The organism is Embleya sp. NPDC020630 (genome assembly GCF_044334985.1).
Lineage (GTDB): Bacteria > Actinomycetota > Actinomycetes > Streptomycetales > Streptomycetaceae > Embleya.
The window spans coordinates 104,884-114,978 of record NZ_JBIRUB010000005.1 but is presented as its reverse complement, the minus strand read 5'-3'; the positions used below and the strand labels follow the sequence as shown (position 1 = coordinate 114,978).

The following is a 10,095-nucleotide window of genomic DNA, read 5'->3' as shown; positions in this document are numbered from 1 at the left end:
CTTCCCTCGTTCTCCCCACAAGACCCCTCAGGGCCAGGACACTACCGCTGCCGGCGGCCCACGTGAGCGCGAGACCGGTTCCGATCAGCCGGGCGGCCGGGCGGCGGATCAGCCCGCTGCCGGCGGTGCCGGCGGCGTGTGCGCGCGATGCCGGCGCCCCGGGCGACGCTGGGTTCCATACGCGGCGAGCCCCGTCGATCCGTCGACGAGCGCCCGCCGGACGCAAGCAACGGACACCTACGGGGAGCAACCCATGACATACGCGATCGAGACCGAGGGCTTGGTCAAGCGGTACGGCGAAACCACCGCGCTGGCCGGGATCGATCTGCGGTCCGAGGCGGGCACCGTGCTGGGCCTGCTCGGCCCCAACGGCGCGGGCAAGACCACGATGGTGCGGGCGCTGGCCACGTTGATCAAACCGGACGCCGGCATCGCCCGGGTCGGCGGGTTCGACACGGTGCGCCAGGCGCACGAGGTACGCCGGCTGATCGGGCTGACCGGGCAGTACGCGTCGGTGGACGAGGAGATGACCGGGTTCGAGAACCTGCTGCTGCTCGGCCGACTGCTCGACCTGCCCCGTGCCGAGGCCAAGGCACGGGCGCGCGAACTGCTCGCCCGGTTCGACCTGACCGAGGCGGGCGGGCGCAGCCCCGACACGTATTCGGGCGGTATGCGGCGCCGCCTCGACCTGGCCGCCTCGCTGGTCGGGCGCCCGTCCTTCCTCTACCTGGACGAGCCGACCACCGGCCTGGACCCGCGCAGCCGCGGCGACGTGTGGCAGATGATCCGCGACCTGGTCCGCGACGAGGGCGTGACCGTGCTGCTGACCACGCAGTATCTGGACGAGGCCGATCACCTGGCGAACGACATCGTGGTGATCGACCACGGCCGGGTGATCGCGAGCGGCACCTCCGACGAGCTCAAGGCGCAGATCGGCGGCCGGAGTCTGGAGGTGCGCCCGGTCGACCCGAGTCGACTGCCCGACGTGGTCGAGCTGTTGCGCGAACTCGCCGGCCGGGAGCCGTTCGTGGAGCACGAGCGCGGTCAGGTCACCGTCGCGGTGAGCGACGAGGACGTGCTGCCGGTGGTGGTGCGTCGGCTCGACGAGGCGGGCATCCGGGTCAACGAGTTCACCCTGCAACTGCCCAGTCTGGACGAGGTGTTCCTGACCATCACCGGGCACCGCAGCCAGGACTCGGGCGAGCGGGACGACGGCGCGGACCCGAAGAGGAAGGCCGCGTGAACCGACTCCCGGACCGTTACGGCACACGTGTGATGCCGATGCTCGCCCTGCTCCTCACGATCGTCTCCCACCTGGCCCTCATCCCTGGAGCCTCCCGATGACCACGACCACCGTCCGCCCGGCCGACAAGAGCGCCGCCCCGCCTCCCGCCCACGGCACGCCCGGGGCACATCGCAACGACCCGAGCGCCGTGGTGCGGCACACGCTCACCCTCACCTGGCGCAGCCTGGTGAAGTTGAAGAAGCAGAGCGAGCAGCTGATCGACCTGACGCTGCAGCCGATCCTGTTCATCGTGATGTTCGTGTACCTGTTCGGCGGCGCGATCGAGGGCAGCACGCACGACTATCTGCAGTTCGTACTGCCCGGCATCATGGTGCAGACCGTGGTGTTCGCGTCGGTGGGCACCGGTGTCGGGTTGTGCACCGACATGTCCACGGGTGTGTTCGACCGGTTCCGCAGCCTGCCGATATCGCGTCTCGCGCCGCTCGCGGGCACCGTGCTCGGCGACGTGTTGCGCTTCCTCGTCGCCATCACGTCGGTGTTCGTGTTCGGCACCATCATCGGCTTCCGGTTCCAGACCAATGTGCTCGCGGTGGCCGCCGCGGTCGGTCTGGTCCTGGTTTTCGCGTTCGCGTTCTGCTGGGTCGTGGCGCTGCTCGGGGTGAGCATGAAGCAGCCGCGCACCGTGCAGGGCGTCTCGTTCCTGATGATGTTTCCGCTGACCTTCGGCTCGAACCTGTTCGCCAAGACCTCGACCATGCCGGGCTGGTTGCAGGCGTGGGTGAAGGTCAATCCGGTCACCGCGGTCACCAATGCCTCGCGCGGGCTGTTGACCGGGGGCCCGGTGGCGCACCACGCGATCGTGGCGCTGCTGTGGGCGCTGGGTCTGATGCTGGTGTTCATTCCGCTGACGGTGCGTCAGTACAACCGGCGGGCCTGACTTACCGCTCGTGGCTCGACCACCCGTCGCCCGCCACCCACAACGGTGGCGGCGCGACGGGCAGGTCGGCCGTCACCAGGGAGATCACCTCTTCCCGGGTCATCGCCGTGCCGATGGCCCGGGCCCGGTCGTACTCCTCGACGCTCATCCGCTCCAGGATCCGCCCGGCCACCCGGTCCGCGTCGACGTCGCCCAGGTCGGGATGGCCGCGCACCACCTGTGCCCCGCCGAGCAGGATCGCGGCCTGCTCCGGATCGCCGGAGAGCAGCGCCAGCGCGGAGAATCCCTCGACGCAGCCCGCCAGGATCGGCATGTCCTGGCTCTCCAACGCGAACGGCAGCCCGGTCCGCAGGTCGGCGCGCGCCGCCGCCACGTCGCCTCGCGCAAAGGCCACGTGCGCCCGGCCGACGTACAGGCTGCAGATGAACTGCGGCGGCAACTGCCGCAGTCGCGGCGCCGGTGGCAGCGCCGCGATGACCTCGTCGTAGCGTTCTCCCGCCTCGTCGAAGTCCCCTACGAAGCGGGCGAGTTCGGCCAGACCCAGGGTGGTGCCCAGCCCGGTGGTGAGCGAGGCGCCGGGCGCGCCCGGCCGACGCGAGATGTCCTCCATCACCTGCCGGGCGAGGGCGATGTCGCCGGCCCGCGCGTGGATCATCCCGCGACGCACCATCAGTTGCGGGATCTCGTCCTCGGCCTGGAGCGCGCCCAGCAGGCCCAGCGCCTCGTCCACGGCGGCCAGCGCCGCGTCGTGGTCGGCCATGTACATCAACAGTTCGGCCAGTCCCGAGATCGCCGAGGCCCGGCCCCAGCGGTCCCCGATCGCCGCGAACCGATCCCGGGCGTCGGTCAGGAAGGTCACCGCCTCCTTGGGGCTGCCCAGGTTGACCGCGAAGTGTCCGCGCATGAGCCGGGCCATGGCCTGGACCCACGGGTCGTCGATCTCGTCCGCGTCCTGCAGCGCGGCCCGCAGGGCCGCCTGGTCGGTGCGGATGACGGACGCCAACAGCTCCATGAAAACCGGCAGTTCGGGCACCTCGTCGGGTTCGAGCCGACGGGTGATCAGCCGGGCCTTGGCGTAGGAGCGCAGCGCGTTGCCCCGCTCTCCCGCGGAGAACGAGTGCAGCGCGTGGAAGGCCAGCGCGGCGGCCCGGCGGGCCCGCGGCACGGGGCCGGGCAGAGCGAGCGCCTCGTGGCCCCAGGAGTACGCCTCGGCGTGGGTGCCGCGCATCGCCCAGTACCAGGAGAGCGCGTCGACCAACCGGGTCGCCAGCCAGGCGTCGCCGTGGTCGACGGCGTAGCGCAGCAGGAGCGCGAGGTTGTCGTGCTCGGAGGTGATCCGGTTGATCGCCTCGATCTGTCCCGGGCCGCGCAGCCGGGCGCCGGCCGCCTCGACGTAGTCGATGAACCAGCGCGCGTGCCGCTCGGAGGTCGCCTCGGTCTCGCCCGCCTCGGCCAGTTTCTCGCTCGCGTACGCCTGGATGGTCTCCAGGAGCCGGTAGCGGGTCTCGGTGCTGCCGATCACGTCCACCAGCGACTTGTCCACCAGTCCGGCGAGCAGGTCGAGCACGTCGGCGGGGTCGAAGTCGTCGCCGGGCAGCACCGCCTCGGCGGCCTCCAGGGTGGTGCCGCCGGCGAACACCGACAACCGGCGCAGCGCGGTGCGTTCGCGCTCCTCCAGCAGGTCCCAGCTCCACTCGACCACCGCGCGCAGCGTCTGGTGGCGGGGCAGCGCGGTACGGCTGCCGCCGGTGAGCAGCCGGAAGCGGTCGTCGAGGCGGTGCGCGATCTGCGCGGGGGTGAGCGAGCGGGTGCGGGCGGCGGCCAGTTCGATGGCCAGCGGCTGGCCGTCGAGCCGGCGGCAGATCTCGCCGACCGCGCCGATCGTGTCGGCGTCGACGGCCAGGCCCGGCCGCACCGCGCGGGCCCGGTCGGCGAACAGCCGCACCGAGGCGTAGCCCAGCGCGTCGGCGGCGTCGACGCCGACCGGCGGCAGGGCCAGCGGGCCCAGCGGGTACAACATCTCGCCGTCGATGCCCAGCGGCTCGCGGCTGGTGGTGAGGATGCGCAGCGACGGCGCGCGGGCGAGCAGTCGGGCGGCGAAGCTCGCGGCGGCGGCGATCAGGTGCTCGCAGTTGTCCAGGATCAGCAGGCTGGGCGGCCCGGTGAACGCGTCGACGATCCGATCGACCAGGTCGCGCGCACCGGCCAGATGCGGGTCGAGCAGGCCCACCTCGCGGCGGCCCAGCGCCCCCAGGACCGCCTGCGGAACGTCCAACGGGTCGAGCACGGGGGCGAGTTCGACGAACCAGATGCCGCCGTCCACGCCCACGCCGCGGGTCGCGATCCGGCTGCCGGCCTCGGTGCTCAGCCGGGTCTTGCCCGCGCCGCCGGGGCCGACGACGGTGACCAGGCGCGATTGGCCGAGGAGCCGGTCGACCCGGTCCACCTCGTCCTCGCGGCCGACGAAGGTGGTCAGCCGGGCGGGCAGATTGCCCGGGGCCGGGCGGGCGGCGACCGGCGGCGCGGGTGCGGGCGACACGGCGGCGGCGGGCGCGGGCACCGGCGCGGGCCGCGAATCGCCACCGCGCAGCACGGCCAGATACGCGGCCTCCAGGTCGGGCGAGGGGTCGATGCCCAGCTCGTCCGCCAGCCGCTCGCGCAGGTCCTGATACAGCGTCAGCGCGTCCGCCCGGCGGCCCTCCTCGTGCAGCGTGCGGATCAACAGGCCGTACAGCCGCTCGCGCAGCGGATGCTCGCGGGTGAGCTGCTCCAACTCGGCGGCCAACCCCTGGCTGCGGCCCAGGATCAGCTGCGCCTGGACCCGGTCCTCGATCGCGCCCAACCGCTGCTCGGCCAGCCGCGCCGCGGGTCCCAGCGCGAAGCTCGCGTCGGCGGCGTCGACCAGGGCCGGCCCGCGCCACATCGCGAGCGCGCGCGTGAGCGTCTGGGCCGCGCCGGCCGGGTCGCGCTCGTCGAGTTGCCGACGTCCGCGCACCGCCAGTTCGGCGAACACGTGCGCGTCCAAGTCGTCGGGGCGGATGTCGAGCCGATAGCCGGCCGGCCCCGAGTCGAGCCCGACGGGCAGTTGCCGGCGCAGTCGGGAGATCAGCGACTGCAACGCGTTTCCCGCGCCGGAAGGGGGGTCCTCACCCCACACGGCCGTGATCAACCGGTCGGCGGAGACCGGTCTGCCGGGGTCGAGGGACAGGCGGATCAGCAGCGCGCGCAGGCGCGCGCCGCCGATCGTCACGGATCGACCGTCGTCGTCCCACGCCTGGAGCGGGCCAAGCACCGAGATGTACACCCCACCACTCTTCCACCCCGACGGGTCGCCCGGGGGTGTCGGCCGGTGGCGCGCGGAGCGCGGTGGGGGTCGGCGACGGGGAGTTGCGCATTGGGAGCGCCCCGGGGCACGGGAACCCGGGACGATCATCTGGAGAATTCACTCGTTCGTGGGATTAATTCCCACTCGTGGGAGTGAGCGCCCCGAACAAATCAACCGTTCGGTATCGGATCGGATCCGACTCAGGCGCCGATACGACCGATAAACGTTTGCCACGCACCGGATTCCAGTTCGAGGACCGGACCGGCGGCAACTTTCGAGTCGCGCACCAGGACGGCGTCGGTGTCGGGGGCCGTCTCGACGCAATTGCTGGTGGCTCCGCTGTAGGTGCTGCGCCGCCAGGCGTGGCCGGTCGCAACCTCGTGACCTGCGACTTTGCCACCGGAGTGGGAATCGATCGCAGCCTCTTGGGAAACGGACGGGAAATGCGATCCCTGCTTTGTGTTGCTCAAGACAATTCCTTTGCTGTGAGCTCGATCATGGACAAGGATTCACCGTACGACAGTGCGGTGGCGCGGATGTCCTCAAACATCCGCTCATAGACACTGACGTGTTCGGGCTCCTCGAGATAGAGGCTACTCGTATGCGTGTCGAGGACGACCACATCCAGATCGGAAAGTTCGGGGAATCCGATGATCGCGAATGAACCCTCGATCGCGGGGTGTGCGCCGGCGGCGAACGGAAGGATCTGCAACCGCACGTGCGGCCGGGCCGCGGCGGCCATCAGATGCTCCAGTTGGGCCCGCATCGTCTCCCGGCCGCCCACCACCGTGCGCAGCACCGACTCGGAGATCACCACGCTGAGCCGAAACGTCGCCTCGCCCTGCGCGCCGACCCGGTCGAGCACCGCCTGCCGCTCCTGACGCACCCGCACCAGCATGTCCACCTCCTCGGCCGGCATGTCGTCGCGGACCGCCGCGATCACCGCCCGCACATAGTCGGGCGTCTGCAACAGGCCCGGAATGAGCGAGAGTTCGAATCCACGCATACCCGAAGCCTCGGCTTCCAGGCTGAGCAACTCGGCGTAGGAGCTGGGCAGGATCGACGAATAGCTGTGCCACCAGCCGCGCTTCTTGGCCTCGCGGGCCAGGGTGAGCAACGAATCCCGCTCCCGCTCGTCCGCGACCTCGTACAGGTCGAGGAGGATCCGCAGGTCCACCGGTCGTACCCCGCTGCGCCCCAACTCGATCCGACTGACCTTGGAATCCGAGCACTCCAGACGTACGGCGACGTCTTCGAGGCTCAGGCCGCGCGCTTCGCGCAACCGGCGCAGCTCGGTCCCGAGCCTGCGCTGCCGAACGGTCGGATTGGGCGCCATGGCCACGCCGCACCTCCATGTACACGCTGTTGACGCACCGAACCGGAACGTCGGCGCGTCCGATCGGGGGACAGTGTGCCCTACTGGGCGTGGAAGTGTGGTTACTACCGGAATCTTCCCGTGCATCCAAGAGTGGGAGTTGCACACTCGTTGTCGGCCGGCACGCTCCATGCCGGTCATGACTTACTGTTGTCCACGGGTCGCTCTGGGTGCATGTTCCGGATCGTGCGACCCCCTGCCGCACGTCCGGAGGTCGACATGCCGGTGATGGCGGAGGACGTCCGTCACTATTGCGTTCAGCTGGCCGCCTCGGCACCGGCGGTGGGCCGTGCCCGCCGGACCACCGGCAAGGTTCTGCACGACTGGGGCCTGGCCGAATTGGTCGACGTGGCAGAGGTGTTGCTGACCGAACTGCTGACCAACGTGCTCGTGCACGTCGGTCCCGGCGCCTGGCACGCGCTCACCCTGCTGCACGACGGCGACCTGCTGCGGGTGGAGGTGCGCGACTCGTCGCCGCGCATGCCGATCGCCCGGGTCGGCGACTGGGACGAGGAATCGGGCCGGGGACTGCGGATGATCGACGGCCTGGCGCACGCGTGGGGCGCCGACCGACTCCCGCCGGGGAAGGTGGTGTGGTTCACCCTGCCCCACGCGCCGTAGCCGCGCACCGGCCGGGGCACGCTCAGCGGGCGGTCGATCCGGCGACCGCGAGCAGGCACTCCTCGGCGAAGGCCAACACCCGCAGGTGATAGGCGCGCGCGGCGTGGTGAAGGCTGATGTTGTGCCCCACGCCGCGCTGGGTGTACGTCTCCACCGTGCGCGCCCGGCGCAGCGACTCCCGTGCCAGAGCCGGTACTTCGGGTCCCGACGGGTGGGACCGCTCGAACTCGGCGACGGTCCAGTGCACCGCCGGCGTCACCCTCGCGAGCACGTCCGGCAGCGTGTTCGGGCTCTCCCGCACATCCACGAACTCGGCCATCGGCACCGGCGCCACCACCCGACCCGCCCGGGTCAACAGCGCGGGATCGTAGGACCCCGGCGGCCCGAAGAAGGCGTCCGGGGCGGCGCCTCCGGTCGAGGGCACGAAGTCGCCGTCGGTGGGGACGGCGGCGAACTCGGCGAGCCGGGCCGGGGTGTACCGCAGCGGCACGCCCGCGACGGCCAGGCCGAGCAGATCGTGGCCACGCTTGTCGGCGCCCATGCGCAGCGCCAGGACCGCGCCCATCGAGTGCGCGACGACGAACACGGGCAGGCGCGCCGGCGCGGCGGGGTCGGCGGGGTCGGGGTCGCCGCCGGGGACCTCTCCGGGATCGGGCGCCGCGTCGAGCGCCCCCGTCGTCAGTTCCTCGACGAGGGCGAACAGGGCCTCCGCCTGCGCGTCGAGTCCCTGACGGGCCCGGTCCAGGCCCGCGGACGCGCCGTACCCGGGGCGGTCGATCGCGAGCACGCTCCAGCCGAGCGCCGCGCCGAGCAGCAGGAGCGAGCCGTCGGGGGCGCCGTCGCGATGCCAGTAGGCGGCGCGGGAACCACCGCCGTGGATCGCCAGGAGCAACCCGCGCGGGCGGACGCCGGCCTCGGGTCGGGCGAGCAGACCCGACAGGGTCGTACCCGCGATGTCATAGCCAACGTTCTCGACCCGGCCGGGCATGGTGCTGACCTCCACGTGCGATTGCCCCCCGATGACACCACATCACCTCGCCGGACATTGACGGGGTATCACCCCCGACCAACAATGTAACGGTGTAACAGAGACGAGGTCGGAGTACGGACGCCCACCCGTCGCGGATATTCACCCCTACGGGACAACGGAGTCACCCATGAAGCACCAGGACGTGGTCGCCACCGGGCGGCGCATCATCGAGCACATCACCCGCCGCACGCTCGACCTCGGCGCGGCCCCCGTCGTCCTGGACGGCTCGGTCTTCACCGATCCGGTCCGGCACGCCCGCGAGCGCGAGGTGTTGTTCCGACGCACGCCGCAGGTGATCGGATGGGCGGGCGAGGTGGCCGAACCGGGCGACTTCATCGCGCGCGACGTGGACGGCGTGCCCGTCCTGGTCACCCGCGACCGGGACGGCGAGCTGCACGCGTTCCTGGACGCGTGCACCCACCGGGGGATGCGGGTCAGCCGGGACGCGCCCGAGACGGAGGGGTTGTCGGGGACCGGTTGCGGCAGCGCGCAGCGCTTCCGCTGCGGCTACCACGGATGGACGTTCGGCAACGGCGGCGAACTCACCGGCCTGCCGTCGCGTCCGCAGTTCCCGGGCATCGACCCGAAACGGTTCGGGCTGCGCCGGCTCCCGGTCGCGCTGTCCGCGGGCCTGGTCGTGGTCGGCCTGCGGCCGGAGGTCGAGGTGACCGGCGCGCTGGACGAACTGGCGGACGCCTACGCCGGTTTCCCCTACGACCGGACCCGAGCGGTGGTGAGCGAGCGGTTCGAACTCGACTGCAACTGGAAGCTCACCGTCGACGTCAACGTCGAGGCCTACCACGTACCGTTCCTGCACACCGCGACGATCGACGGCATCGTGCTCAACCACGGCATCGTCGACACGTGGGGACCGCACACCCGCTTCGCGGTGCCGATCGTCGGCTTCGAGCAGCTGGCCGAGGTGCCCGAGGAGTCCTGGCCCGCGCGGTTGCCGATGGTCAACGTGCAGACCGTGCTGCCCTCGACCGTGCTGATCGAGAGCCCGCTGAGCACCACGATGTTGCGGATCTACCCCGGCAATCGGCCGAACCGGTCGGTCGTGCACATGACCGAGGGCACCTGGGAGCCGCTCGGCGAGCAGAGCATCGCCACCGCCAGGGCCAACCACGAGACCAACAAGCGGGTACTGGTCACCGAGGACTTCCCGGGGGCCGAGTCCTGCCAGCGCGGGTTCGACGGGGGGCTGCCGACGATGGTCGTGGGCATGGGCGAGTCGGCGGTGGCGCACTGGCACCGGGTGTGGGACGACGCGCTCGTCACGGCCGGGAACTGACGGCTGGGGACGGGACGGGCGGACGGGGCGGCGGGCGGAGCACCGGACAGGGCGGGCGAGGCGGGAGTCCGGGCGCCGTCGGGTTATGATCGTCCCGCTCGCGAAACGCTGTGCGGTTCGCGAAGGAGGCGCCTTTGGCCGGGCGCCTCCTTTTCTTTTGCCCGAATCCCTCCTCTGTGCCCGAATCCCGTGCCGCCCCGAGCCCGCGCGGCGGGTGTGCGCGGCGCGGGCGCACGAACCGTTTCCGGATCGTTTTTCCCCGCTCTA

At 71.5% G+C, this 10,095-nt stretch carries 8 protein-coding genes; 4 read left to right on the top strand and 4 right to left on the bottom strand.

Translation table 11 applies throughout. The features are described 5' to 3' along the window. The first annotated feature begins 253 nt into the window (after positions 1-253). Both ACH4XV_RS19335 and ACH4XV_RS19330 read left to right on the top strand, forming a co-directional pair. Positions 254-1,243, top strand: coding sequence for an ATP-binding cassette domain-containing protein (locus ACH4XV_RS19335; protein WP_395791292.1), 990 nt, complete (start codon positions 254-256; stop codon positions 1,241-1,243). Between the two features lie 97 nt (positions 1,244-1,340). Then, the gene (locus ACH4XV_RS19330) at positions 1,341-2,183 is read left to right on the top strand and encodes an ABC transporter permease (protein ID WP_395791290.1); all 843 of its coding nucleotides are present in this window, start codon (positions 1,341-1,343) and stop codon (positions 2,181-2,183) included. 1 nt (position 2,184) lies between these two features. On the opposite strand, the gene ACH4XV_RS19325 is transcribed toward ACH4XV_RS19330, so the two are convergent. From ACH4XV_RS19325 to ACH4XV_RS19315, 3 genes are all read right to left on the bottom strand, one after another. Further along, entirely contained in the window at positions 2,185-5,487 is a 3,303-nt protein-coding gene (locus ACH4XV_RS19325) for an AfsR/SARP family transcriptional regulator (protein WP_395791288.1), read from the bottom strand. Positions 5,488-5,708: 221 nt separating this feature from the next. Then, the gene (locus ACH4XV_RS19320; RefSeq protein ID WP_379996453.1) at positions 5,709-5,978 is read right to left on the bottom strand and encodes a DUF397 domain-containing protein; all 270 of its coding nucleotides are present in this window, start codon (positions 5,976-5,978) and stop codon (positions 5,709-5,711) included. Then, positions 5,975-6,844 carry a helix-turn-helix domain-containing protein gene (locus ACH4XV_RS19315; protein WP_395791286.1) on the bottom strand — a complete coding sequence of 290 codons (870 nt, stop codon included), beginning with the start codon at positions 6,842-6,844 and terminating at the stop codon, positions 5,975-5,977. Before ACH4XV_RS19315 ends, ACH4XV_RS19320 begins: the two co-directional genes overlap by 4 nt. A gap of 225 nt (positions 6,845-7,069) precedes the next feature. Between ACH4XV_RS19315 and ACH4XV_RS19310 the strand changes: the two genes are divergently transcribed. Beyond that, positions 7,070-7,504 carry an ATP-binding protein gene (locus ACH4XV_RS19310; RefSeq protein ID WP_395791284.1) on the top strand — a complete coding sequence of 145 codons (435 nt, stop codon included), beginning with the start codon at positions 7,070-7,072 and terminating at the stop codon, positions 7,502-7,504. 22 nt (positions 7,505-7,526) lie between these two features. Here the strand turns inward: ACH4XV_RS19310 and ACH4XV_RS19305 are convergent, their stop codons facing one another. Next, positions 7,527-8,507, bottom strand: a complete 981-nt coding sequence (locus tag ACH4XV_RS19305) for an alpha/beta hydrolase (protein WP_395791282.1) — start codon at positions 8,505-8,507, stop codon at positions 7,527-7,529. 154 nt (positions 8,508-8,661) lie between these two features. Here ACH4XV_RS19305 and ACH4XV_RS19300 point away from each other — a divergent pair, with 154 nt between their 5' ends. After that, positions 8,662-9,828, top strand: coding sequence for an SRPBCC family protein (locus ACH4XV_RS19300; RefSeq protein ID WP_395791280.1), 1,167 nt, complete (start codon positions 8,662-8,664; stop codon positions 9,826-9,828). The last annotated feature ends 267 nt before the right edge of the window (positions 9,829-10,095 follow it).

Coding starts and splice junctions, on each gene's coding strand:
- ACH4XV_RS19335 (WP_395791292.1), top strand. CDS start 254: ATGACATACGCGATCGAGACCGAGGGCTTGGTCAAGCGGTACGGCGAA.
- ACH4XV_RS19315 (WP_395791286.1), bottom strand. CDS start 6,844: ATGGCGCCCAATCCGACCGTTCGGCAGCGCAGGCTCGGGACCGAGCTG.
- ACH4XV_RS19330 (WP_395791290.1), top strand. CDS start 1,341: ATGACCACGACCACCGTCCGCCCGGCCGACAAGAGCGCCGCCCCGCCT.
- ACH4XV_RS19300 (WP_395791280.1), top strand. CDS start 8,662: ATGAAGCACCAGGACGTGGTCGCCACCGGGCGGCGCATCATCGAGCAC.